The 26,117-nt window shown below is 56.9% G+C and carries 16 protein-coding genes and 5 pseudogenes; 5 read left to right on the forward strand and 16 right to left on the reverse strand.

Features of this window, described 5'->3' with window-relative positions; all coding sequences use genetic code 11:
- Nucleotide 1 precedes the first annotated feature (1 nt).
- From AC3EMP_RS09335 to AC3EMP_RS09345, 3 genes are all read right to left on the reverse strand, one after another.
- The gene (locus AC3EMP_RS09335) at nt 2–940 is read right to left on the reverse strand and encodes an ABC transporter permease (RefSeq protein ID WP_352713716.1); all 939 of its coding nucleotides are present in this window, start codon (nt 938–940) and stop codon (nt 2–4) included.
- An 18-nt stretch (nt 941–958) separates the two neighbouring features.
- On the reverse strand, nt 959–2,551 hold the full coding sequence (locus AC3EMP_RS09340; protein ID WP_352713719.1) for an ABC transporter substrate-binding protein: 1,593 nt from the start codon (nt 2,549–2,551) through the stop codon (nt 959–961).
- A gap of 624 nt (nt 2,552–3,175) precedes the next feature.
- A complete protein-coding gene (locus tag AC3EMP_RS09345; RefSeq protein WP_352713721.1) occupies nt 3,176–3,472 on the reverse strand; it encodes a hypothetical protein in 297 nt (98 codons plus the stop codon).
- 402 nt (nt 3,473–3,874) lie between these two features.
- On the opposite strand from AC3EMP_RS09345, the gene AC3EMP_RS09350 reads away from it, so the two are divergent.
- The gene (locus AC3EMP_RS09350) at nt 3,875–4,063 is read left to right on the forward strand and encodes a hypothetical protein (protein WP_488362097.1); all 189 of its coding nucleotides are present in this window, start codon (nt 3,875–3,877) and stop codon (nt 4,061–4,063) included.
- 204 nt (nt 4,064–4,267) lie between these two features.
- On the forward strand, nt 4,268–6,445 hold the full coding sequence (locus AC3EMP_RS09355) for a CocE/NonD family hydrolase (RefSeq protein WP_352713724.1): 2,178 nt from the start codon (nt 4,268–4,270) through the stop codon (nt 6,443–6,445).
- A 548-nt stretch (nt 6,446–6,993) separates the two neighbouring features.
- Here AC3EMP_RS09355 and AC3EMP_RS09360 read toward each other — a convergent pair.
- From AC3EMP_RS09360 to AC3EMP_RS09385, 6 genes and pseudogenes are all read right to left on the reverse strand, one after another.
- Nucleotides 6,994–8,311, reverse strand: a pseudogene (locus tag AC3EMP_RS09360) (NAD-dependent succinate-semialdehyde dehydrogenase); the annotation flags it as partial.
- 271 nt (nt 8,312–8,582) lie between these two features.
- A pseudogene (locus tag AC3EMP_RS09365) lies at nt 8,583–8,762 on the reverse strand (AAA family ATPase); the annotation flags it as partial.
- Between the two features lie 62 nt (nt 8,763–8,824).
- Nucleotides 8,825–9,281, reverse strand: a pseudogene (locus AC3EMP_RS09370) (aminotransferase class I/II-fold pyridoxal phosphate-dependent enzyme); the annotation flags it as partial.
- Between the two features lie 1,142 nt (nt 9,282–10,423).
- Nucleotides 10,424–11,662, reverse strand: a complete 1,239-nt coding sequence (locus AC3EMP_RS09375) for a M24 family metallopeptidase (protein WP_352713727.1) — start codon at nt 11,660–11,662, stop codon at nt 10,424–10,426.
- A 454-nt stretch (nt 11,663–12,116) separates the two neighbouring features.
- Nucleotides 12,117–12,494 carry a SemiSWEET family sugar transporter gene (locus tag AC3EMP_RS09380; RefSeq protein ID WP_352713730.1) on the reverse strand — a complete coding sequence of 126 codons (378 nt, stop codon included), beginning with the start codon at nt 12,492–12,494 and terminating at the stop codon, nt 12,117–12,119.
- 257 nt (nt 12,495–12,751) lie between these two features.
- Nucleotides 12,752–12,943 (reverse strand): annotated as a pseudogene (locus AC3EMP_RS09385) (tautomerase family protein); the annotation flags it as partial.
- 508 nt (nt 12,944–13,451) lie between these two features.
- Between AC3EMP_RS09385 and AC3EMP_RS09390 the strand changes: the two are divergent.
- The 3 genes and pseudogenes from AC3EMP_RS09390 to AC3EMP_RS09400 all read left to right on the forward strand — a co-directional run bounded on the left by AC3EMP_RS09390 (nt 13,452) and on the right by AC3EMP_RS09400 (nt 17,245).
- Entirely contained in the window at nt 13,452–14,213 is a 762-nt protein-coding gene (locus AC3EMP_RS09390; protein ID WP_488362095.1) for an SDR family NAD(P)-dependent oxidoreductase, read from the forward strand.
- Between the two features lie 9 nt (nt 14,214–14,222).
- Nucleotides 14,223–15,035, forward strand: coding sequence for an SDR family NAD(P)-dependent oxidoreductase (locus AC3EMP_RS09395; protein ID WP_352713850.1), 813 nt, complete (start codon nt 14,223–14,225; stop codon nt 15,033–15,035).
- A 169-nt stretch (nt 15,036–15,204) separates the two neighbouring features.
- Nucleotides 15,205–17,245: pseudogene (locus tag AC3EMP_RS09400) on the forward strand (hydantoinase/oxoprolinase N-terminal domain-containing protein).
- A gap of 180 nt (nt 17,246–17,425) precedes the next feature.
- Here AC3EMP_RS09400 and AC3EMP_RS09405 read toward each other — a convergent pair.
- From AC3EMP_RS09405 to AC3EMP_RS09435, 7 genes are all read right to left on the reverse strand, one after another.
- Complete coding sequence (locus AC3EMP_RS09405) at nt 17,426–18,481, reverse strand: GlxA family transcriptional regulator (RefSeq protein ID WP_352713472.1); 1,056 nt, start codon at nt 18,479–18,481, stop codon at nt 17,426–17,428.
- A 209-nt stretch (nt 18,482–18,690) separates the two neighbouring features.
- Entirely contained in the window at nt 18,691–20,211 is a 1,521-nt protein-coding gene (locus AC3EMP_RS09410; RefSeq protein WP_352713470.1) for a trimethylamine methyltransferase family protein, read from the reverse strand.
- A gap of 328 nt (nt 20,212–20,539) precedes the next feature.
- Nucleotides 20,540–21,307 carry an SDR family NAD(P)-dependent oxidoreductase gene (locus AC3EMP_RS09415; RefSeq protein ID WP_352713468.1) on the reverse strand — a complete coding sequence of 256 codons (768 nt, stop codon included), beginning with the start codon at nt 21,305–21,307 and terminating at the stop codon, nt 20,540–20,542.
- A gap of 131 nt (nt 21,308–21,438) precedes the next feature.
- Entirely contained in the window at nt 21,439–22,491 is a 1,053-nt protein-coding gene (locus AC3EMP_RS09420) for a quaternary amine ABC transporter ATP-binding protein (RefSeq protein WP_352713465.1), read from the reverse strand.
- A 77-nt stretch (nt 22,492–22,568) separates the two neighbouring features.
- Complete coding sequence (proX, locus tag AC3EMP_RS09425) at nt 22,569–23,642, reverse strand: glycine betaine/L-proline ABC transporter substrate-binding protein ProX (RefSeq protein ID WP_352713462.1); 1,074 nt, start codon at nt 23,640–23,642, stop codon at nt 22,569–22,571.
- A complete protein-coding gene (locus AC3EMP_RS09430) occupies nt 23,584–24,600 on the reverse strand; it encodes an ABC transporter permease (RefSeq protein ID WP_352713459.1) in 1,017 nt (338 codons plus the stop codon). Before AC3EMP_RS09430 ends, proX begins: the two co-directional genes overlap by 59 nt.
- Nucleotides 24,601–24,913: 313 nt before the next feature.
- A complete protein-coding gene (locus tag AC3EMP_RS09435) occupies nt 24,914–25,912 on the reverse strand; it encodes a LysR substrate-binding domain-containing protein (protein ID WP_352713456.1) in 999 nt (332 codons plus the stop codon).
- Between the last annotated feature and the right edge of the window lie 205 nt (nt 25,913–26,117).

A 26,117-nucleotide genomic window follows, 5' to 3' on the forward strand; every position in this document is an offset into this window, starting at 1 on the left:
GTCAGAACTTTTCCCGAATTTGCGGATCGAGGAATGCGTTGACCACATCGGAGAACGTCGTGGCGGCAACGATAAGGAAGGTGCTGACGAGGACGACGCCCATCACAATGGGATAGTTGCGCGTATTGACCGCATTCACGATCAACGCACCGATGCCAGGTCTCGCAAAGACCACTTCGATAAAGACCGCGGACGAAAGAAGCCAGGCGATGCCTACGCCGAGTATGGTCACGGTGGGCAGGATCGCGAGCGGCAGGACATAGCGCGCCACGATGCGCCATTCCGAGATCCCGAAAGAGCGCGCCATGCGCACGTGGTTTTCTCCCAGGATTTCAAGCATGGATGCACGTAGCAGTCGGGAAATGTAGCCGACCCAGCCAATGCCTATGGCAAAGGCTGGGAGGATGAGATGGACAAGTCCATCTCGGAAACCGTCACCTGCTCCGATCGCCGGCAACCAGTGCAAGGTCACCGCAAAAATTAGCAGCGCGTAGACCGCCACGACGAAGGAAGGAATTGCGATTGTGGCGACTGTCAGGACCCCCGCCACTTGGTCGACGAAGGAGTTTCGCCGCACCGCGGAGTAGCAGCCGAGCGGCACGGCTACTACGACCGCCCATAAGATCGAGACCAGAATCAGTTCGATCGTATAGGGCAGTTGCTCGAAGACAATGTCGGCAACAGGCCTCTGGCTGAACACGTCAAAACCGAGATCGCCATGGAGCAGTCCACTAAAGAATGTGACGATCTGCACGATGAACGGCTTGTCAAGCCCCATCTGCTGATGCAGCAGCGCCTTCATCTCTTGCGTCGCGCGAGGCCCGAGCATAATCGCGGCAGGATCACCGGGCACTGCTCTGATCATCAGAAACAAAAGCGTCACCGCGATCACAATGATTGCGATCGCGAGGACAATACGTTTTAGCAGATAGAATCCCATACCAGTCCGGCCAGATTGTTATGCAGAAACTGGCTCAAAATGGACGTAGAGGGGTAGCCCATCCGGGCGCGTCCCAGGCTTAACTTTGGTGGTCCGGTAGATGAGCGGCCTGGCCTCATTCGTAAGAAAACGATACGCGCCGGATTCCTCCATTAAGTCCTGCATTTCGTAATAGAGCTTGGCACGTTCCGTTGGGTCGCTGATTGTTACCGCCTTCGCACTCAGCTCATCGAACCGCTCGCTGCTGAAGCGCTCCCAGTTCCACACACCAACCTGTTCCCGTACGAAATAAGTTGTTGAAAGATGGGGATCCGGGGCGGAGGAGAAGTGCATCAGGTTGAGCTGCAGGTCCTTCCACCGATCACCCTCGGATACCATGCCAGTCGACCAAAACGAGCCGGGATCTTGTGCGTTCACCGCAACCGTGACGCCAATTTGCGACAATTGCGCTTGCACCACCTGGGCAATTGTCGAGTCGGTGCTGTCGTTCAGGCAGTTGAGGGTTAAGGCCAACTCTGTCACGCCGGCCTTTTCAAGAAACTCTTTGGCTTTCGCGAGGTCTCCTTCTGGGGGGATGAGCGCCTTTTCTCGATGACCGATCATGCCTGTAGCAATCGTCCCCGTAGCCACCTGTGCTTGGCCTGAGTAGGCAGCATCCAAAATCTGCGGCACGTTGATCGCCCATTGAATCGCTTTACGGACATTGATGTCCTTCAGCTTCGGGTGATCTATATTCATCCCAATCCAGACATAATTAAGCGAGGGAAATTTCTCTATTTTTGTATCTACGGGCGGCGCAGCCTTCAAAGTGGCCAGCGAGTCGAGACTGATCGCGGTGTAGTCAATATCGCTCGCCTGGTAGGCGCGTTCAGCAGCCTTATCATCAGTGACAGTCAAAATGCGGATTTCGTCAAAGCCGGGTTTTGCGCCAGCCCAGTCCGGATTTCGGCTCAAAAGGAGGTACTGATTTTTCTTCCACTCAGTGAGGACATACGGGCCGGAACAGGCGGGCGGGATAGTGCCGAAATTGCCACCACCCTTTGCGGCCTTCATGACTGCATCCTCGGAAACGATCTGACCAACACCATGAGGAAATGAACAGCTCCAGACTGGCACGTACGGTGTTTTAAAAATCATTACCCCTGTATAATCATCTTCGATTTCTACACGGTCAAGCGGCCCCCATTCTACCTTGACCGGCGTGTTGTCTTTGACAATACGCTCGAACGAGAATTTAACATCCTTGGCGGTCAACTCGCCGTGACCACCAGTAAATTTGATGCCCTTCCTGAGGCGAAACCGGATATGCGTCGGGTCAACCTGTTCGATGTTTTCCGCCGAGTCTAGATCCCAACCCCATTCCGAACCCGTCTTGTATTGGGTGAGCTTTGAATAGATGCAGTTCATCACATCAACTTCGACTTGCGACGTATAATATGCAGGATCAAGCGTGTTTGGCTCGGCATCGGCACGTGAAGAGAGCACTTTGCCTTCGGCCGCCCAGATAACTTGCGACAGCGGCATGCCGCCAGCGACGATCCCCCCGCTAACCACCGCGCCGGTCTTGAGAAAGGACCGACGGTTCACATTGCCAATGGTGTATTTCATCATCTGCTCCCACTCTTTATTTTGTTAAGTCGATCTTCAGTCACAGGGAAGGCTTACGTCAAATTGAGCTGGTGTATTGAGATCACCTGGTTTCGAAGATTAAATCTCGTAACGTGGACGTAATCCCGTCCCATGGTATTCGCCAGGCGTTTTTATACCAAGGAACGCTAGCGGCGGGGGGGCAACAAAACAACGGAACAAAAAGTTATGTACCGCAGGACTAAATGTTATCGGATGATGGTGGCTCTGTACGCTCACGTGATAGTGCGGAGCCATGTGAAGGCGCTCTCGAAACCTTGTGCCGCTGCGCTACCTGCGTCACGCAGGTTCCCGGCGAATACACCTCCTCCAAAATGTGACGCCATTCCTCTTCGTTCCAACGCCGCGGACGTTCGGGGCCTGTGAGCAACGTGATCTGACCCATTAACCACTCGTAGCTAAGTGCGCTCATAAGAGCACGCTTAAAACCAGTTGTTCATCACTCAGACAAGGCGCGACGGGGCGCTGTCACATTGAGCTGTAAGGAAATTGAGATATCAGCGCCCCCATCACCGTAAGACCGTGAGTGCACCGACCGGCGTTGTACCGTCGTTTGAAGTGTGGCTGCGTGACGCGACACCGTGCTTTTCAGGCAGGGCGTGCACTCACGGCTTCCCACGCGGCCATGGCCTGGCGTCGATGGGTTCGAATTTGTGCTGCGGAGCGGTTAGTCTGGGTTGGGACGAAGAGGTTTTGGACGGCGGACAAGATCAACGCGAGATGCTGCAATGGGCCGACCGACCGGAAACCCGTCGCGTTCGCTCCCGTTTTCGGAATCAAGTAAGACTTTTCCGCCCGGTTGTTCAAGCCTTTTGCGAGCGGTGTTCCATGTTGGGCATGACCTGGCGTTTGCAGCCACGCAGAACGCAATTTGTCGGTGATCATACGCAAGCACCTTGCGGTGTATGCGGACCGCGATCGAGCATCTTCTCGACATCGCGCTTTGGCGGCAGATCCTGGGCGCTGTAGGTCGGTGCACTCGCGGTCATGGGCGCGCTGCTATCCAACTCCTTACTGCTCAATCAATGTAACAGCGCCAGACGACGTCCAGATCTCCGCAGGGTGCTGACACAGGTCGCCGATTTGAATCCAGTCCAACCAACTCCAGCTGCGGAAACATAAAGGGAGCACCCATTTCACCCAGCGGATATCAACTGGCCTTCTATCTGATAACAATTAGTCCTGCGATGCATAACTTTTTGTCCGGTTGTTTTGTTACACCCCTGCGGGTTAGCCTCGCCTATACTGCCAACAGCGACGTATTTCATGAAGAGGATAGTCGCGGAGATGAACAGTGAATTCGCGAGATCCTCGATCGGCTCACTCGCCGTAATTCCAGAAGTGAAGACTGGTGTACTGCTCCTAGGACATGGTGGTTTTGAAAAGCTTCAGTACCGTGATGACATCCCCGTTCCGACCCAAGGGCCGGGTGAAGTTTTGATCCGTGTCGCTGGCTGCGGGAAACAACAATGCTGACGTCAACACGCGGATCGGTTGGTATTCGAAGAGCGTGAAAGCGGCACCAAGGAGGGTGCACTCGGGGCCTGGAAACATCTCAGGGCGCTGACGCAACTTGGTCCGGAGTTTCGATGTGCTTTCCGCGAATTAAAGGTTCTGCCTGTTGTGAACGTATCGCCGTCGCCGGCCCGATTGCGTGGGGCCTGGGCGGAGGGAGGTTGAATGAGCAATAACAAGAAAACCGATAGTATCTCGGTAACTCGACGCGCGATCCTCAAGGGCGCGAACGTCTCGCATCCTGCCAGCATCAGTGCCAGCGCATCTGCCGTCACGGCGGTCAGCGCCCAAACCTCATCGGCCAAGGCGCGAACAGGTCCACGCACTGTGCGCGAAATCGAAAACATTTGGATTCCGATGTCCGATGGTACCAAGATTGCGGCGCGCGTGTGGCTGCCGGAGGATGCAGAGCATGATCCGGTGCCAGTGCTTATGGAATATATCCCCTACCGCAAGCGCGACAGCAGGCGCCTTCATGACGAAACCTTGCACCCCTACTTGGCCTCATTTGGATATGCTTGTGTGCGTCCGGACATTCGCGGTTCTGGGGATTCCGAGGGCCTGCCGATGGACGAATGGGTTAAACAAGAGCAGGACGACGGCATCGAGATCATCGCGTGGCTAGCCAGGCAGCCCTGGTGTACGGGTAAGGTCGGTATGTTTGGGATCTCTTGGGGCGGTTTCAGCGCACTTCAGGTGGCTGCTCGCCGGCCACCTGAACTCAAAGCGATCATCACGGTTTGCTCGACAGACGACCGTTATACCGATGATACGCCCTACACCGGTGGTATGATTATGGAGGACACGTTCGGGACTGCATGGGGTCTCCGTTATCCTGCTTCTTGTGCAAGTCCTCCCGATCCGGCAATCGTTGGGGACCGCTGGCGCGACATGTGGATGGAGCGTCTCAATAACCTGGACTTTTATACCGTCGACTGGCTTACCCACCAGCACCGCGATGCTTTCTGGAAGCAAGGGTCAATCAGTGAAGATTATGGTGCGATTGAATGCGCCGTTTATGCAGTTGGTGGCTGGTTCGATCAGTATCGCCGGACAGTTCCGCGCATGCTCGCCAACCTCACATGTCCGCGCAAGGGCCTTGTCGGCCCTTGGGGACACCAATATCCGAACGCCGACGGCCCAGGTCCGGGGCCGGCGATAGACTGGCTCACCGAGTCGCTGCGCTGGTGGGATCACTGGCTGAAGGATATCGATACCGGCATTATGGACGAGCCGATGTACCGGGTCTGGATGCAGCAAGAACCGGCGATGCGCGGTATACACCAGACTTCCGGCCGGTGGGAGATCCCCGGCCGGTGGGTGGCCGAGGGTAGCTGGCCTTCCTCGCGCATCACGCCGCGCAAACTCTATCTCACGAAAGACGGGCTGGAGAACCATGCCGGTGCTGAAACGGCCCGTGTTCTCAGGCCTTTGCAGACGGTTGGCATAACGGCGCCTGGTTGGTGGTGGAGAAGTGCTGAGGAAGCCCCGACCGATCAGAGGGTTGATGACGCTCGCTCACTGACATTCGATTCCGAGCCGCTTAAGGGCGGTTTCGAGATTCTCGGCGGGCCAGTAGTCACCCTCGATCTCGCGGTCGACAAACCGGTTGCGTTCTTGGCCGTTACACTCAATGAAGTCGATCAGGATGGCCGTTCAAAGCGAGTCGCTTATAACGTGTTGAATCTGACCCACCGAGACAGTGACGAGTTTCCTCAACCTCTGGAACCGGGCAAACGCTATCGCATCAGTTTAGCGATGCAGGACTGTGCCCATGTTTTCGAAGCGGGCAAACGCATCCGTGTTACCGTGGCGACTTCACATTGGCCAGCGTACTGGCCGTCACCAGAGCCCGTGACTCTGACGCTTTACGTCGGCCGGTCCGAGCTTGAGCTGCCGGTACGACCGCCAAGTGCGGGGGACAGGGCATTGAAACCTTTCGGCCCGGCCTTTGTTCCAGAACCGACCTCGGGGCGAACCATTTTACAAGAAGCACCGAAGCCAACCAGAGACTCTGAATGGGATGCCGCGACGGGCAAACTTACAATACGCAACGCGTATGGCACCGGGCGATACAGGATTGATGCTATCGACACCGAGTTGTCGTCGACAGAAAGCGAAGTCAAGGCAATACTTGATCACGACCCTACTAGCGCCAAGAGTGACGCACAATACATAACGGCCTACAAACGCGGCGATTGGGACTGCCGCATCGAGGCTCGTCTATGTTTCAGCTCAACTAAAGCAAATTTTTTATTCATCGGTCAGATTAAGGCCTTCGAATATGACACCGAAGTCTTCGCCAGGACGTGGAATCGTACAATCCCACGCATGCTAGTCTGATATTCTTATCTTCGATGGCGGATGAGAACCGCCGAAAGTGACCGAAGGTCTCGACGCGGCGGACGTCTCCCAGTGGTTTAGATCGTTCCGCCCAGGGCTGTCATGTTGTTGAAGCGCGGCGGGTGAGGTCGACACCGCACCTTTCAGGCAGTCCGTGCAGTCATGGACTCGAATTTGTGCTGCGGAGCGGTTGGTCTGGGAGGGAAGAAGCGGTCTCGGAGGGTGGAGAAGATCCAGACAAAATACTGTAATGAGCCGACGGACGGGAGATCCCGTTGCTTCGCTCCGCATTCTTCGTCCTGTTGTTTGAACCTTTGACCGGCCGCCACGCGGCCGCGACTTTGCGCGGCGCGCCCTGCTGGTGCACCTCCCCACCGGCAGGGCCACGTTCAAACGAAACGGTTATTGCAGCGCATCCGCCATTGAGGTTTTGTAAACCCCCCACTGCTGTCTGACTGCGGAGCGGGGGATGATGCAAGCTACCATCTGGCCATCAGGCCGCGAGCGCTAGCAGCGTCTTCATCATCAGCCGGCAGCCGGCGCGATTGCTATCGGGCACTGCAGCTTGCCGCCCTCAGATGCCCCATGCAGAGGTACTTTCATCTCAATGCTTCTCAAGACCATGACGTAAACCCTCGCGCCCGATGTCAGACTGTTTTATCCCACCGAAAGGCGCGGCTTCCGATGACCTGCGTCCTGTATTGATTCCCACCTGCCATATTCCAGGGCCTCGGCTACCCGCCAGACACGCTGCAGGTTCGAAGCATAAAAATAGGCGACAAGGCCGTAGATCGTATCATTGGCCACGACCTGATCGGCATCCCCGAAGCCGATGATCGGAGCTAAAGGCCCAATGGTCTCTACTTGCGACACTGTCATTTCGCTGGAGACCTCGCTGAGGACCGTCGGCTAAAAAAGTGCCGTCTCTGCCGATCCGGCCTCCGCCGCATCGGATCGTAGCGCCTTCCCCAACGCATCGGCTATGTGGGATTCGATCTTGGCCGCGCGTGGCCGTTGATCAGCGGGCCGACGGAGACGCTTCGGTCGAAACCGTCACCGACCTGAAGCTGACGGACCCGTTCCACGAATTTGTCGACGAACTCATCGTGAACGCCAGAATGGACGTAAAGGCGGTTCGCGGAAATGCAGGTCTGGCCGGCATTGCGGAACTTTGCCTGGATCGCACCGTCAACTGCAGCTTCAATGCCGGCATCATCCAACCGATGAAGGAGCATTGCCACTCAATTCTAGACTGACTTTCTTGATCTGGTCCAAGCACTGGCGCATGAGCAATCGGCCGACCTCGGTGGAGCCCGTGAAACTAATCTTGCGGACCTTGGGATTGGAGCAGAGTTCGCGACCGACCGCGTCGCCTTCTGAGGCGTAGATCAGGTTGACGATGCCTTCGGGGATGCCCGAGATGGGTCAGCGCAAACATTGCACCGGCCACGAGCGGCGTCTGTTCAGCAGGTTCGAGCACGATCGTACAGCCGGCGGCGAGAGCGGGCGAAATGTTGCGCGCAACCATCGGGGCGGAAATGTTCCAGGGCGTGATCGTACCAACCACGCCGTCGGCTGTTTGATCATTAGCATGCGGCGGTCGGTAGAGGGCGCCGAGATCGTCTCGCCATAGATGCGATTGGCCTCGTACCATTGCAAATACGCGGCCGCATGCGCCACCTCAGACTTCGCTTCGGCTAGCGGCTTGCCCATCTCCGCGGTGAGAAGCCCAGCAAGATCGTCAGTGTGGGCGACGATCAGGTGGTGCCATCGCCAGAGTATGTCGCTGCGTTCGCGAGCTGTTAGTGCCGCCCATCCAGCTTGTGCGATAAAGGCCTTGTCGATCGCCGCGCGTGTCTCCTCGACACGATATCGGGCATGGTCTCGCCGATGAATGCGACGCCAAGAAGCGGAATATCGCGCCGGCGCAGCGCCAAGCGTGTGGTTGATCGTGCCAGCTCCGTGCGCGCGCAAAGCACGACCGGCGCGCGCCAGCGTCGATAAACAGCATGTTGCGGGTGAGCGGAACCATAGACCGCCGGCGGCCTCGACGATCGCCACGTCGGACGCACAAGGCGGTCGGGATCGATTGAAACGCATCGAGCTCGGCGGCGCGATGCGGCGATAGCGGTCGTCCCAGTCGCCAGGCTTCCGGGACGATCTGTTCAGGGGAGAGCTCCGCGAGCCGCGCGACCGTCTGGGTATCGGTTTCGCCGTCGAGGCCCGACTGCACCGGTTTCCAGTAGGCGCCATTGAGCATGCCGGCCAGACCGGCCGCGAGACCCGTCTTGCCGATGCCGGCGTCGGTGCCGGTGATGACGAAGGTTTGGTTTGGTTCATGCCGCCATTCGCTCCCATTCCTGTGCCATCGCCTCGGCTGGCTGCGACGTCGGCCTGCTCGACATTGAGCGTCAGCGAAATCCTGAGCCGAGCCTGCCCTCGGGAACCGTCGGCGGGTGGATACCGCGCACATCGAAGCCGCGCGCCTGCGTCGCGTCGGCGAGCACCATGGCGCGAGCGTTGTCGCCGACGATGACCGGCAGGATCTGCGAGCCGCTCGGCGTGATTGCGCAGCGTGGCTTCGATCTCCCGGCCGGCGAAGGCGACGAGTTGAGTTCTGCCAGCCGCTCGCGGGGTTCGGGCTCGTCACGCGGGATGGCGAGCGCCTCGGTTGCCGCCACCGCCATGAGCGGAGAGGGGGCCGTGGACACAGACGAAGGGCCGGCAACGGTTTATGAGAATAGTCGCTGATTGCCGCGGATTGGGAAACCAGCGCACCGGAGGCGCCAAGCGCCTTGCCGCAAGTGTGCAGCACGACAACATTGTCGCGGCCTTCGAGGTCTCGTTCCCGGGGCTATGCCGCGCAACAGGCGAGACCCTGTCGCGCCGATCGAAGTGCCGACTGCGAGCGCCGCGGCGACGGCTTTGGTCAGGCGCGGCGAGGCTGCCAGTCCTAGATAGTCATTGGAGGCCAAATCGAGACCGGTACGCGGTATAGCGCGCGCAAACGGTTCTGGCGCGCGAGCCCACTTAGCGTCGTCTCGTAAGGGTCGAGAAGCCCCTCCGCTCACGGCTCAAGCTGCTCGCCGTCCACGTCTTGCCGCTTGGCAAAGGTTCCGACTTGACTTGGCCGTTCATTCCGTCTCGGTCGTACAGATGTTAGCCCATTATCACGCCAACGATCGGACCGAAAAGCATCAGGCATGTTAGGAATAGGAGACAGGCGGCTAAAGCAAACGCGGCTGCCTCAAGGTCTTTGAATGGTCTCGGGAAATCGTCTGACATAGTGGCTCTGCTCCGGTCGAACACTGATTTTCACCTAGAAACCAGCGACTTTATCACTTCGATTAGATGACCGATATCAACCGGCTTCTCAAACCGGTCAACCACCTCTGAAACTCTCAGGAATATCCGATGTATTCAGTCCCACGAGAAATATGAACGGTATTTGGCGTCCAACCAGGTGCTCGGTCGCAGCGAAAGTTGCCTCGTTTTGTAGCGCTTCGTGGAAAGCGAGAGTGAAGTTACGGCGCGACTCATGAAAACCGCCAGTATCAAGGCCTAATAGCGGACCGTCGGATGAGGCGTCTGCGTAATTCGCGCAATGAAGGATATTCCCGTGCGCATGCGCCAGAGTCGCATCCGCTTTCGTCAAAGTGAATCCCAAGCCGGACTCTAATGTTAGGTCGATACCACTAGTCCATCCGGGGGTCTGAACAAATCGCTGCACACGACCTTTACTGCTTCCTCATTCGGCCCTTCAACGATGGATTTTTCTCACTCTCCTGGTTTACCAGAAGTCGGTGGGTTTAATTCCCGTCTCCTTGAAAGCGGCAAGCTATTGCGAGGGAACCGCTGGCGCCATCTTCTCCTTCATTCACTCAAACTGAATGTAATGCCTTAGTTCATAGATCATTAGGCAGCCCTAGAAACCTTGTTGAATTAAGTCGCTTAGTCGCACGCCCGTAGTTCGAGAAACTAGTCCAGCAGACGCTCCTCAAAAGGGTAGGTCGATAGAAGTTCATGCCCGTCGGCGGTCACAAGGAGCTGCTCCTCGAGCTTTACACCGTCTCTTTCGCCGACAGGCCCAATATAGCTTTCAACGCATATCACCATGCCTGCTTTGAGGGTCGCGTCGTACGCTATTGGACCACGGAATAGCGGTTTCACTTGCGGATATTCATCGCACATACCGACCCCGTGTATGACGCAAGGGTAGGCCTGCTCTTGGAATTCTTCGGGCACCGGCCAAGCTGACTCCTGTAGATCCTTCATGCTGAGGCCCGGACGGATAAGCTTCATGTTCGTCTGCAATTCGTCATAGGCGAGCCGGTAAAGCTGGCGCTGGCGAGCGCTAGGCCGATCCTTCCCGTAGTAGAATGTCCGTGAAACATCACAGAAATACCCAAATGGGCCTACCATGTCGGTGTCAAACCCGACGAGGTCTCCCTCTTCGATGACACGTTGAGTGGCTTCCTGCAGCCACGGATTAATGCGCGGCCCCGAAGCTAGCATTCGGCCCTCATGCCAGCCCCCCTGGTTGGCGAGGTTGGTATAGTTAAGAAGCCCCCAAAGCTGCGCTTCCGTTACGCCTGGCCCCATGCTTTCCTGCATACGCGCAATGCCGTGCTCGGCTACAGCACAGGCCCAGCGGATGCACGCTATTTCGTCGTCCGATTTGATGACCCGCGCGCCCTCCACGATATCCACCGCATCAATTACCTCGAGACCGCGCTGAAGGAGGGCTTGGGTTATGCTCGGGTTCACATATTCCACTGCCACCTTTCGATTGGTGGTCCCGATTTCGCTTAGGAACCCAACGATGTCGTCGGCGAAAAGCCTCGCGCCCTGCCCCAGTTCGTTGCCGCCTTCAAAAAACGAAATCGGTCTTCCTTTCCTCGCCCGGTCGGCAGAGGACGCGGAGCCAATTCCCTGATGAAGAGTGATCGGCCCATCAAGTGGCAAAAAGAGATAGGTGACCGGGATATGCGACTGAAACAAAGGGTATGCATTGTAATCCACCGCATACCGGATGGTGATGGGGCTCACCAGCACACACAATGCGACATCAGCTTGGCGCATCGCCGTTCTTAGCCGCTCTTTCCGATATCCATCGAGCCTTTTAAAATCGATATTCGGCATTGGTCGAAACTGCCGCAAGTCGCTCCAGCCGTCATTGAGGACAAGCCCATCAGGACCAGAATTGGAATTCGTCATGAGCCCTCGTACATGCCCGACTATGCTGATCAGTCACGCGGAATGCTACGGTAGTCAGCTATAGGAGGCGGCGCTCCGCACTTCAAATGAGTATTAGTGGCCGACCGGATAACCAGGGGTCATGACAAGGTCCAAGGGTTCGCAGAAGGCTGCGGGAGGCCGTTCCCAATGTTCAGCGCCATGACTCAAGCTTGTCCGCCGCATGTGTTCTTAGCATTTTCAGATGGACGGGATGAAGGACCACTCTTTAGGCGCAGCGAGGGAGAAAATATCCGAAAGTCCGCAGCAGCTGGCACGGAAGCAGCCTTGGTGATGGATTCAGTGCGAAGGCCCCCGCTGCAAAAAAGCCGAACGCAAAGGACGCCTGTCGGAAGGCATCCGTTTCTTCTGCCACCCAGCGCTCTTGATCGTCGACGAGATGTGCATGAGAAGTCGGCCATTGACGCGGTTCACGTCAAAGATTGCGATGCCCGTCATCTCGACCGTCTGCCTCTGGACCGGCCATACGTGCCCGCCTAACAGACGGCTCATCGCTTGAGGAGGCCGGGTCGAGAGCATCCGCGATAGCATCTTTCTTCGCGTGAGGGAGGAGTATCATGGCGAGAATGAAGGCCGAAAGCGCCAGGATCAAGACGTTGGTGATGATAAGCGCCCAGTCTTTCTTGAGGACTCCGTAGGTCAGCCACAAGGCAAATCCCAACACGTTGATGCCGTACATCAGTGCAGAAATGCTGCTCGTGTCCCGGGTTTTGATGATTTTCCAGGCTTGCGGGGCAAAAGCGGTCACCGAGCACAAAGTAGCGAGGTAACCAATAACCGTGACCCAATCCATGGTTTGAGCTTGCCCACTGGCTTTTCCAGGGTGGTAGTCTCCGCAAGAGTGGCGCAGACTCGTCAACGAAACTGAAAGACATTCCTCTCAAGTCTGCGTGGCTTAGTTCACCCCCCAGTGTAGCATCCAAACGCCATATCCCGGCCGGCCTGAAGACTTCAGGAAGCGGACCGTCTGAATCCTAGTGGCCGTTCATGTCCACTTCCGTCGCTTGACAACAGACTAACCTCTGACCGAGGAGGTCATAGCGCAGGCCATCACATTCTCGACCACAGCTTACCGCCGGTAGCCCAGTTGCTTGGCTCATATTCATCAAAGACCACATGGACCTGTTCCGGTCTTAGATTCATATTATCACAAAACAGTTTTGTAATCTCTTTGGCCAAGTGTTCTTTCTTATTATCATCTGACTTGAACGTCTCGACATGGATAACTGGCATATCTTCTCTCCTTCGTTGTCCTCTGCAAACTGTCTTTCAGGTAGTCAGCGGCTTGCCTTCACTCAAAACCCTGCCAATCGGTTACCAAACATCGCGTCATCGCTCTCCAGATCAAAGCCGAGAGCGGGCGGAATTCAGATGGGCCACTCTGCAAAGCGATTTAGATTCCTTGTACGATTGTGACTTCGTCAAGATGACCCAACTGCAATCCTCAAACATTTTGGCCTTGCTGCGCACGTAATCCGCTCGCCGAAATGCCACGGTCCTGAGCTATAGGCGGCGGCGCGCCTCACTTCAAATGAGTATTAGTAGCCAGCCGGATAACTAGGACTCATGAGCGTATCCAAGGCTCGCAAATGGCGGCACGAAGCCGTCACCGCTGTCCGACGCGCCATGACTTCAGCTTGTTCGGTGCATGATTTTTTGGATACTTGCGGACAGCCCGTATGCGCGCATAGATCACCGAAGAAGGTGCGGGAAAACCGCCAAGGCTCATCACTTTGCGGGCAATCGAACTATGACGCATTCCAAAAAGGTGGTTATCGTTACTGGCGCGACGTCAGGGATAGGGGAGGCCGTCTTAGAGGCTTTTGCCGCGATCGGGGCGTCACTCGTTTTGGTCGGCCGCGATCGAGAGCGGGGGCAAAGAGCCTTGGAGTCGGTTCAGAAGCTCAATTGTGAGGCCGAATTGAAGTTGGGCGATGTCGCCGACTCAGCGTTTGCCGACCATGTAGTGAATTCCACTGTGGCGCGGTTCGGAAAGGTTGACGTCTTGGTCAACAGCGCCGGGATCATCCGGCGTGGAAGCGCCGTCGATACCACGGACGACGAGTGGCGTGAGACATTCGACGCCAATGTCAACGGTGTGTTCTATTTCAGCCGCGCCGCAGTGAAGTCTATGAGGACCACCGGCGGCGGCAGCATTGTCAACATAGCTTCGAATGTGGGGTTGTTTGGCTGTCCCGGGCTGGCTGCCTATTGTGCGTCAAAAGGCGCCGTCGTTTTGTTGACTCAAGCCATGGCTCTTGACCACGCCAAAGAGCAAATCACCATCAATGCCGTCTGCCCCGGCGCAGTGGATACGCCCATGCTTGTGTCGGCGCATAGTAAGCCGGTTACCACCGCCGAGATTATTCAACGAAATGTTGATTCAATACCTCAGGGCCGCGTGGCGACTCCGAAGGAAATTGCCAGCTTGACGCTGTTTCTAGCAAGCGAGGGGGCTAGGCATATTACTGGGGTTGCAATTCCAATAGATGGCGGCGTCACCGCAGGCTAGGAGGGAGTCTTGGGTAATCGGCTAGAAGGTAAAGTTGCCATTGTCACTGGAGGCAATCAAGGCATCGGGCGAGCAATTGCTGAGAGGCTCGCTGAAGAAGGCGCCGTGGTTGTCGTAGGCGATCTCCATGACCGTCGTTCCGTCGATTCCGACGGCGTCGAGACGTTCACTTTTATGGCGCTCGATGTCACAAAAGAGGTCTCAATTCGCACCTTCGTTGACGGGGTCCTGGAGAGGTTTGGCAAGATCGACGTCCTGGTCAACAACGCCGGTCTGGTCATCCATAAGTCGATCGACGATCAGACTGCCGAGGATTGGGACAGGCTTATGGCGGTCAATCTTCGTGGCCCGTTTTTGATGGCAAAATATGTCGTCCCGGAAATGAGGCGTACCGGCTCGGGCACGATCGTCAACATCGGATCTGTCGAGGGCTTCATGGTCAATCCTTGGCATACTGCCTACGCCGCCACCAAGGCCGGCGTGCATGGTCTTACGCTGGGACTGGCCGTTGATCTCGGGCCGGATGGGATACGTTGCAATACCGTGTGCCCCGGTTGGATCGATACCGACCTCAATCGTGCGTACGTCGAGATGCACCCGGACCGAAGCCTAATCGAGCGGGAATTGGGACAACTTCACCCTGTGGGAAGGACTGGCGTTCCGAAGGAAATAGCCAATGCGGTCCTCTGGTTGGCTAGCGAGGATTCCAGTTTCGTTAGCGGGGAAATGATCTCCGTCGACGGCGCGCGAACCAAAAAGATATCCCTGCCAGCCATCCTGGACGAGGAGTATCGGGCCAAACTGACGAAGGCGCAGGCATAGTGGTGCGTCGGCGTCGAAGGGGTTGCGAAAAGAGCTATCCCCCTGCGGACAAAGAATCTCCCGTTGAGGCGCACGATTTTTTCAATCTTCTCAGACCTGTAGACGGACAGGGAGTTCTGCATCGGCCAAGGGGTGGAAAAAGCGAACAGCAGCCGAACTGCCATCGGGGATGAGAGCCAAGCCCAACAAGAAACCACTGTTCCTCGGAATCGACACCGGCGGCACCTACACGGATGCCGTACTGTGGTCCGAGACTGAAGGCCCACAGCATGGGCCGAACAAAGGCAAAGTGCTGGCCAGGCCAAGGCGCTGACCACTAGGCATGATCTCGCCGTCGGCATTTCGGGTGCCGTAGACGCGGTGCTTGAAAAAGCCGGCGCCGACCCGGCAGCGATCAAACTGGTGTCGATGTCGACAACGCTTGCCACCAATGCGCTGGTTGAGGGCCAAGGCGGCAGGGTGGCGCTGGTCATAATCGGCTTTACCGAAGCCGATCTCGCCCGCGATGGACTGAAGACGGCACTCGGCACCGACCCGGTGGAGTTTTGCCCGGGCGGCCACGATGTCCACGGCAATGCGGCCAGGCTCGACCTGTCCGGTCTCCAAGCAGCCTTGCCGGAACTTGGCGCGTCTGTATCGGGATTTGCTGTCTGCGCTTATTTCGCCACCCGCAATCCGGCGCATGAGCTCGCGGCACGTGATCTGATCCGAGAAAAGACTGGCCTGCCGGTTACCGCCAGCCACGAACTGTCGGCAAAACTCGGCGGACCGCGCCGGGCGCTGACGACGCTGCTCAACGCCAGGCTGATCTCGATGATCGACCGGCTGGTGGCGGCGACCGAAGGCTTCTTGGAAGCGCGCAAGATCGTAGCCCCCTTGATGGTGGTGCGCGGCGATGGTGCGCTTGTGTCGGCGGCCTTCGCCCGCCAGCGGCCGATCGAGACCATCCTCTCTGGTCCCGCCGCCAGCCTGGTCGGCGCCCGCCACATGACCGGGCTCGACAATGCCGTGGTCTCCGACATTGGCGGCACCACCACCGACGTCGCCGTGCTCGACGGGGGCCGTCCCAGGCTCGATCCGGAAGGGGCCACCGTCGGCGGCTTCCGCACCATGGTTGAGGCCGTCGCCATGCGCACCTTCGGCCTGGGCGGCGATTCCGAAGTGACGTTGGAGAGCGGCGCGCTCACCCCGCAGATCCTGATCGGCCCGCGCCGGCTGGTACCGCTGGCGCTGGCCGGCATGGCCCATGGTGAGGCAGTGACGTCTGAGCTGAAACGCCAGCTACGGGCGCCCAATCCCGGCCGTATGGACGGCCGCTTTGTATTCCGCACTGGCGTCCCAGATAGGCTTGCCGCAGGCCTCACCGCTCCGGAAGCGCGGCTCTTCGAGGCGATTGGTGCCGTGGCCGTCCCGCTTGACAAGCTGCTCATCTCGAACGCACAGAACGCAACACTTGACCGACTGGTGTCGCGCGGCTGGTGCATGTCGCCGGCTTCACGCCGTCGGACGCCGCCCATGTTCAGGGCAAGCAGGCGAACTGGGACGCCGCTACGGCCCGACTCGGCGCCGAGTTGTTTTCCCGCAAGCGTGACGGTCGCGGCCAGCTCATAGCTCCTTCACCGGAAGCACTATCGGAACGGGTGCTGGTGACGCTGACACGCTGGTCGGCCGAATACATTCTCGAAACCGCCTTTGCCGAAGACGGGCTCGACGGCTCGGCCACGGTGGCACACGCGCTGGTGCAGCGCGCCGTCGATGGCGATGCCGGCATCGCCCACCTGACCGTCGCGCTAGACCGGCCCGTCATCGGTCTCGGTGCTTCGGCGCCGCTGCACTATGCCGGCCTGCCGGCCCTGGTCGGTAATGACTGCGTGGTGCCCGAATATACCGACGTTGCCAATGCGCTCGGAGCCGTTGTCGGACAGGTCAGGGTCTCGGTCGAAGCACGGGTCAGCCAACCCAAGGAAGGGCTGTTCCGGCTTGCCTCGGGTGAAACCGTGCGCGACTTTCTCGACGAAGCGACGGCGATCGCAACGGCCGAGGCCGATGTGCGGGCGATTGCCGCACAGCGGGCCAGGGACGCCGGCACAGACGGCGCCGAGATCGAGGTCGCAACCGAGTTCCGTGTTTCAACCGTCGACGCCCAGCGCATGTTTATTGAGGCACATGTGGTGGCGGTGGCCTCGGGAAGGCCTCGGATTGCGGTTTAGTCATTAAGGGCGGCCTCTCCGAACCTCTCCGCGCAACGCGCAGGAACCTCCGGTGGTCGTTGCACACCCTCTTCGGATGGACCGCGGGAAGGGCTGGCGTTCTTGGCCTCGCCGGGCCTACCTGAAGAAACGGTAGACGACGACTGAACCGATGATCCTTTGGGCTTTCGTATGGTCTATTTAGCCTAGGCCGGGCCCGACCCAAGCCGGCGTCGTCAATCGACACTGCTGAGGTGAAAGGCCGTTAAAGGTTCTAAAGCACTTAGCGAAGTGTGAAGGGGACAAAAACCCGCAGGCCATCGCAACATCGATTATGGGCATGCTTGTGCCTTCGATCAGGCGCTTGGCATGATCTACACGGATCCGGAGATAATGGCGTACCGGCGGGATGTGAACGTGTGCTGCAAACAAGCGCTCAAGTTGCCGCCGCGACACGCCCGCCCGTCGAGCAACCTCGCTCATGGTCAGTGGGTATTCCACGTTCTCTTCCATAATCCGCATAGCCATCTGAAGCTTATCACTCACACCGCCAAAGGCGAGCCCCGTCGGCCCGGTCTGCCGGTTCGAACCAGAGCGCTGACCTTCGACAGTCGCGTAGCGGCAAACCTCATGTGCTGTATACCCGCCCACATGGCTGGCGATGATATCGACGGCCAAGTCGAACGATGCCAATTCACCCGCGCACGTCGAAAACTGCCCGTCCTTGACGAATAGAGCGTCTCGGATATGCGGCTGCCTAAACACTTCTGAGAAGGCTGCCAGCCGCGACCAGTGGATCGTGCAGCGTGTTCCTTCCAACAATCCGGTCTGCGCGAGCAACCATGTAGCTGTTCCAACTGCGGATACCCCAACCCCGTAGCGTGCGATCGTTCGCAAGAAATTATTGAGCTGTGGCGTCAGGCGCCGCCCCACCGGCTCACCCGCGATAACCGCGACATGCTGTGGCCTACGGGCGCCTAAACAGGCATTCATTTCGTCTATCGTCACGTCAACGGCAACTGAAAGGCCGCTAGCACCCTCAACAGATCGTTCGTCAAGTCCCGCGATCTGCCACCGGAACAGCGCGAGCTTCGATACCGTATTGGCGATGCGAAATGGTTCAATGAAGGCGTGAAGCGCCAGGTGCGAGAATCCTGGCAACACCAGAACCACCAACTCGATTGGCCGGCCCGCCTGTGGAACATTCTCCGGCATGGTCACCGACTTGATGGTGCTGATATCGGGGCGTACGTTCATCACGATCCTTCCATGCGTTTCACAAAGGGCTGATCGAGGCGTTCTCGAACCGGCAGAAGGCTTTGGCTTGATTTCGGCTCTCGTGGGCGCGCGCGCGATGCCGAATTCGGCCTTGGTTCGACACGATTTGGCGACAGTTCGTCCATAGCTCGGTTTCGTGGCTGGCTGTGTCGACGCTGCTCGTCACACCGTCTCGTATTATCTTGCCGCTAGAGGACAGCCTCACCGATATCAAGTTCCCTACGTTTCATGAAGTCGAGGAGCGCTTCGTCGACTGCTTCGTCGATCTGCGGTGCTTGATAATCCTGCAGGGCCTGCACAGCTGCATCGCGTCCCCGAGTGTTGGCATCCTTGGCGCCGGCGAATGACCATTGCTCGAAGCTGTCGTGGTTCATCAGGTCAGGTGTGAAAAAGGCCTTCTCGAAATTCTTCAGTGTATGTTCGGTACCAAGATAGTGACTGCCTGGCTCACTTTGGCGGATCGCATCGAGCGTTTCATCCATCTCGCTCATCATTATGCCTTGCCCGAGCTTATAGAACATCAACATCTGCTCTGCATCGAGCATGAACTTGCTATAGCTCTGGGTCAGAGCTGCTTCGAGATACCCCGTCGACGAGAGAACGAAGTTCGCACCGGCGATAAGCGCGCCGTACATATTGCGGGCCGCCTCATAGCCTGCCTGGGCATCAACGAGCTTTGAACTTGTGTTGCTGCCACTGCAGCGCCAAGGCAGTTTGTAGTGTCTGGCCAGTTGACCCACCAACATATTCATATGGCAAATCTCGGGTGTTCCTGCCATTGGCGCACCGGTCTTCATTGAAACGGTCGCCAACCATTGCCCATAAATGCAAGGCGCACCCGGCCGGACCAGCTGCGCAAAGGCAACGCCAGCAAGTGCTTCGGCATTAAGCTGCGCGACCGCAGCCACAGTGCTGGCCGGAGTGCTGGCTCCGCCAAGAACAAACGGGGCAAAGATCATCGCCTGATTGTTTGCCGAGTAAACCTTGACAGCATCGAGCATAGTGGCGTCCCAAACGAGAGGCGAATTGCAGTTGGCAAGCGACACCATCACTGTGTTGTTCTGAACAAATTCTTCGCCGAAGACAATCTTGGCCATAGCAACCGTGTCTTCTGCCCGCTCACGCGAGGTCACGGCTCCCATAAATGGCTTGTCCGAGTATCGTATCAAACTGTAGTTCATGTGCAGGTGGCGCTTCGGGACGGCTATATCCATCGGCTCGCAAAGAACTCCTCCCGTCATATGCATAGCGGGAGCTTGGTAGGCGAGTTTCGCGAAATTGACGAAATCCTCAATGGTTGCGTTTCGCCGCCGGCCTTCAAGGTCAAGGACATTTGGCGAACCGTATGCTGGGGTAAAGACAGTCTTTCGACCGCCGAGCGTGACTGTCCTGTCGGGATTGCGAGCATGGACCGTTATGTATTCAGGAGCCTTTGCCACCAGTTCCAGCAGCTGGTTTCTGTCGATCCTGACGCGCTGGCCGGTTACGTCGGCACCCGCTGCGCGCCAAAGTTCGATGGCCTCGTCGTCACGAAATTCGATGCCAATCTCTTCAAGTATTTGCATCGAAATGTCGTGAAGCCTAAGCAAGTTATCCCGGCTCAGCAAATCCATATAGGGCAGCCCGCGTTCCAGACTAGGCAAAAACGCTACTGTCCTGTCGGAACGCAACTTCTGCCGAGCGTCTCGGCCTCCAGATCTGGCAGGCATTTCTTCGATCCTAATTCAAGTCGAGAATATAAGCCAATACAAACGCCAGAACTAACAAAAAAAGGGAATGTAACTCATGAACTGAGGTTATGACCCCAACGCGAGCCGGCACAGAGCCGGTCCTGAATGCCTACCGAAGCGAGGACGTGCGGCTCCCGAAGTTGGCTCCGGCCGTTCACGACATTTTGCCGCCCATTTCCTTCGCTTTGACAAGCCGAATGGATCCTCAGAACAACATGCTACCTTTGACCTCGCGGAGCCCCTCAAAAGTCAGACTGTCGGGAGGTTAGGCGGGCAGGGGCCACACTAGAAGATAGACCGCCTTGGCTCAATAAACCGCCTTGGCTCCCGCGACTTCAAGTGCGGTCCCCGCGATGAAGCGAGCGGCGTCAGAGCTCAGAAAATACACCGCATCAGCAATATCTTCCGGTGCACCGAGCCGGCCAAGCGGATTTGACTTGCTGAGCTCGGCAACCGCTGTGTCGGGATCGAACCCGCGATGGACAAAGCCTGAGCGAAGCATGGGTGTGTCTATCTCGCCGGGGCAGACGGCATTGATCCTAATCCCATCCCCTGCATGATCACGGCCGAGACATCTGGAAAACGTCGCTACGGCTGCCTTGCTCGCGCAGTAAGCTGCGTGGGTCGGCCCTGGATAAATACCCCAGGTCGAGGAGATATTCACGATCGAACCGCCGCCATGGTCCTTCATGAAGGCCACGGCCCGTCGGCAGGTGTAAAATGTCGCTTTTAGATTAATATCGAAAGTTCTTTCCCAGTCCTCGTCACTTGTTTCTAGGATTGTGCCGCGCGTGATAATGCCGGCATTGTTGACAAGGGCGTCCAGGCGGCCGGTAACGCTGATGGCCGTATCGATGAGGTCTTCGCAATATGCTTTGCTTCTCAGGTCGCCATGCTTGGGTAGAGCAGTTTGGTCGATTCGGTTGAGTTCGTCAGTTGTGGCAACCAAACGCTCCTGGTTGGCATCACCCGCGACTACAAAATATCCGTTAGCCGTGAACTTCCTACAGATTGCCTGGCCCATTCCGCCAGCAGCTCCGGTTACGACCACGGTTTTCTTCCCAGAGTTCTTCATTGTTTCGACCAACCAATTCAGGGAGTCTTGTGTTTAACTGTTCTGGCCGTTGCCAGCGCGCAAAGGCTTATACAATGTAATCTCTTCCATGACAGTCAGAGATATCTAGAGTATTGTCCACGGTAAGATAGTTAAAGTCGATCATGCACGCCGCGTAGGAGTAGTGATGCAGTCACGATACCCACATCCACTCCGTTACCATCGACAACCACTAGCGGCATATTTCCGTGGCGATGTGACAAGTCGAGCATTTCCTTGATCGGAGCGTCAAGGCTGAGACGCGGGGCGTCTGGCGACGCCAAGCCCTCTCCGGCACTCGCAAATTCGGCTAGCGGCAACATCACCGACTCGGCTTTTAGAAGCTTCAATCGGCTGCTTCCCTGGACAAATTTTTCAACATAGGGGTCTTTCGGATTTCCGAGAATGTCATCCGCCGAACCGATTTGAAGCATTTTTCCGTCTTTCATGACACCAATATGGTGTCCCAGCCGAACTGCTTCATCCAAGTCGTGGGTTATGAAAAGCGTGGTTTTACCCAACTTCGTCGAAAGCTTTTTGAACTCGTCCTGTAATTCACGTCGTATAAGCGGATCCAGCGCCGAAAATGGCTCATCCATCAACAGAATGGCGGGATCGGCCGCCAAGGCTCGGGCAAGCCCGACTCTCTGCTTCATTCCGCCAGAAAGTTGATCAGGGTAACGGTCACCCCAGCCCGCGAGTTGGACGAGCTCCAGCTTTTCCTCCGCAACCTCATTGCGTTGTCGGACACTTGCTTTTCGTAGCTCCAGACTCAGAGCCACATTGTCGCGGACCGTTCGATGGGGGAGGAGCGCTACATTCTGGAAAACCATCCCCATTGACCGGGCACGGAGCTCGCGCATCTCATTTTCAGACTTTAGATTGATGTCTTCGCCACCAACAATGATCTGGCCGGAACTGGGTTTGATCAAACGGTTCACATGCCGGACCAGCGTTGACTTTCCGCTTCCCGACAGTCCCATGACACAGAAGATCTCTCCTGCCTCCACCTTGAAGGAGACACCGGCGACCGCCGCTACGCACCCATGCTTCTCGAGGAGGGCTTCTTTGGAAAGATCATCGCGTTGGATACGCGCAAGGTCGAGCCTCGGACTCGTCCCAAAGACCTTCCAGACATCCTTGAATTCAATGGCATGCGCTTTCAATGGTAAGCTCCACGGTTGAGAGGTGTCGCCCGGCAGCGTAGCGCTTGCCGGGCAAGCATGCTGTCCGCAGTCCTTCGTTACTTTGCTGCCTGTTTTGCTACAGCTATCCATTTATTCCACTGGTCGAGGTGGGCTTTCTTCCATGCCTCAGCATGACCGTGGATGTCTTCGTTGGACTTCTCACCTTTGTGAATAAGAAGGTTCTCATCGTTGATGTCTTGAATTGGGACTTCAACTTGCTCGAACCACTTATTTGCGACGGGGTTTTTCTCAAGAAAGGCCGTGTTGGCAATCACGTGTTGAGTGTTCACGGAGAATCCTAGGTTTCCAATCCCTGGAACCGTCGTCTCGGCGCCAGCCTGTTCGTCGGGCAAGGCTGTGAACGGAACCGCCAGCCAGACCACATCTTTTCCATGGACCAGAACCCCCTGTAACCAGTTGGGGGTCCAGCTGTAATACAGGGTTGGTTTGCCGGACTGAATCCTTTGGATGACGTCGGGAAGCAGAGCGAAATACTCGCCCTGCTTGTGCGTTATGGTGTCCCGAAGGCCGTATGCATCGAGGTTATGTTCAATGATGCGTTCGCATCCCCAACCCGGATCACAGCCATACAGGTCTGCCTTTCCGTCTCCATCAATGTCAAACAATGCGGCCAGCTTTGGATCTTTCAACTGTTCGATCGTCTTAATGCCATACTTGCCAGCGGTGGCCTTATCGATGGAGTATCCCTGAATTGAGTTCTTTACGAGCGTCCCGACCCGGCGAAGCTTGGCATCGCCGCCGGCCTTCTCGGCAAAGGCGATATGCAAGGGGTACCAGTGCGGCGTATAGTAATCTGCATCGCCGTTCCCTACCGCTATATGGGCAAGTGGAACCTGCGTCGCGGAAGGTTCGTCAACTGTATAGCCGAGATCCTCGAGACCTATCTTAACGACGTAGGCTTCGAATAATTCCTCTGCCTGGCCAAGATATAGGGGCCTAACGGTCGCGCCTTTGCCTGGAAGGTCCTCCGCAGCCACGTATCCTGAATACGTGGCCAAAGTGCCAAGGACTGTCATAGCGGCAGCAAGCCGCCGAAAACGCCCTTCGATTTTAAACCGATCGCTCATAGTCGCTCCCATTATTGTTAGTTTGAAGTTGTGGCCGGCCACTTTCCAATCCTCCACGCGCCGCCGGAGAGGCATGGAAGGTCTTGACGACACGGGTGAAGAGAGCAGCCGGACCGCGCTGGTGCCAAGCGATATCGGCGTAGCGTCTGCGCTGGGAAATGGCGGATTGAGCCAAGCGATCTAGAATAATTGCGAGAAGGACAATACCAATGCCGCCGGTTGCAGCCAGCCCGATATCGAGGCGACCGATACCCCGCAAAACCATTTGGCCAAGTCCCCCAACCGCGATCATGGAGGCGACAACAACCATTGATAGCGACATCATCAAAGTCTGGTTGATACCAGCCACTATGCTCGGAAGAGCTAGCGGCAACTGGGCTTTGAAGAGCGTCTGACTGTCGGTAGCTCCAAAGGCATGCATAGCCTCCACCACTTCTTCAGAGACCTGCTGAATACCTAGTGTGGTCAGCCGGATAACGGGGGGAAGTGCAAAAACGATCGTTACGATCACGCCAGGTACGTTGCCGATACCAAACAGCATGACCACCGGGACAAGATAGACGAATGATGGTATCGTCTGCATTGTGTCGAGGATGGGCCGGCATATGGCGGCCGCCCTGGCACTTCGAGCAGCAATTATCCCCACCGGTATCCCGACGACGATGCAGAAAAGAACCGCGGTGAAAACGAGAGACAAGGTCGTCATCGTCTCACCCCAAATGCCGAGAAAGCCGATAATCAGCAGCAGGCCCGCGACCTGAACTGCCAGTCGCCATCCGGCTATCTGCCAAGCTACCAGCGCGAAGAATAGAACTATAACGACCGGCGGGATGCCGTTGAGCGCGCTGTCAAATGTTCTCAGGAGTTGGTCAATGGGCCATTTCAAGGTTTGAAAAAATGGGCGGTACTCTTGTACGATCCACCCCAACCCACCGTCAACCCAGTCACCAAAAGGTATGTGCCAGCTTTTGAACGGGTCTAAAACGTCTTCGAGCTTCACAAAACTTCCTTTCAGCCAGGACCTGCTGGGAGCTGACCGCGGGGTGCCTTGGCGCTATATCATTGTCGCCCGCACTACCGCCTCAACCCAATATTTCGTCCACCTCATGAGAGACGGAATGGTACTCTTCGCGGTCGTGGCCGCTGCCTACACGTTAGGGGAATCTTTGCTGGATCTGCATTGATAGGCTCCCATACAGCTGGACCCTCAGCCCAGGAAGAGGGTATTCCCTCTTAGCGTTTCTAAAACGCTAGCCCCGGAGGAACTGCAAAACAACCGTATAAAAAGTGATGCACCGCAGGACTAAATGTTATCAGGCGGAAGGCAGGCTTGGAGGTTCCGCTGATACCTGGCTTGGTGCAATGGGTCCCGCGTTGATGTCCAGTTGCGCGACCGGATTGAGATCCGCGACCTGTGTCAGCAGCCAATTGCGGAAGATCTGGACGTCTTCTCGTTCAATCGCCGTATCCGGAATGACCAAATGATGTTTTCTGCCAGTGAGATAGCTTTCATTAAGAGGCCGTATCAAGGTGCCTTCCTTCAGGTAATCGCTCACCAAATGGCGCCAGCCCAACCCGATGCCGTAGCCTCTGATCACGGACTGCATCATCGTTGGATAGTTGTTGAACGTAATGACGCGTTTGAAGTCGGACGAGATTCCGAACTGTCCAAGCCAGTGCACCCAATCGAAGGGTGACCAAGGGTAGGCGGACCAGTGCTGATCGTCCATAACCAGGAGGACCTCGTTTACCAGATCCTCCGGAGTCAGAATACGCGGGGAGTGCGTCTGATATGAGTTACTGCAAACCGGGAAGACTTCCTCGCCGAAGAGCTCGGTGGCTGTGAACCCCGGGCGCGCCAGATACCCCATTACCACGGACACATCAAAACCATCTGTCGCCGGCGCCGGGCTGCGTTCGAGGGAGACCAGGTGCAGGTCGACCTCTGGGTTGTTCGCAACGAAGTCCCCAATCCGATGGCTCATGAAAAGCGTTGCGAACGACATCGGCATGCCGACGGTCAACCGTCGGGCTTTCTGCCCTCTCTTCACGCTGTCAAAAGCCGCTGCAATATGCGCCAGGCTGAGGGTCGCAGCCTCAAACAGCTCCTGGCCGGCAGGAGACAATGACACCTTCTGGTTGCCGCGGTTGAAAAGCTGGGTGTCGAGGTGGTCTTCCAGCGTCAAGATATGGCGGCTCACTGCCGCTTGAGTGACCGAAAGCTCATTGGCAGCCTTGGTAAAACTCAAATGCCGTGCGGCAGCTTCAAATGCGCGCAACGCGCTTAACGGAAGCCGTCGATAATTTAGCATGAATTTTGGTTACTCCAGCCCTAGAACAAGTAAAACTCGTGTGAGCACAAACCGGGTGGCCGAATATGGGCCCTGTGTTTCGGAAAAATCGGCTTGGTGAATGTCCAAGGTCAAAGCGCAGCACGACAGCCTGACCGAGAGCCTTGCCAAAAAGTTTGTCTACAATATGTCTCTTCCCTGTGACTCTTGCTGATCTGATCCTCGT

Source organism: Mesorhizobium sp. P160219 (genome assembly GCF_057786095.1).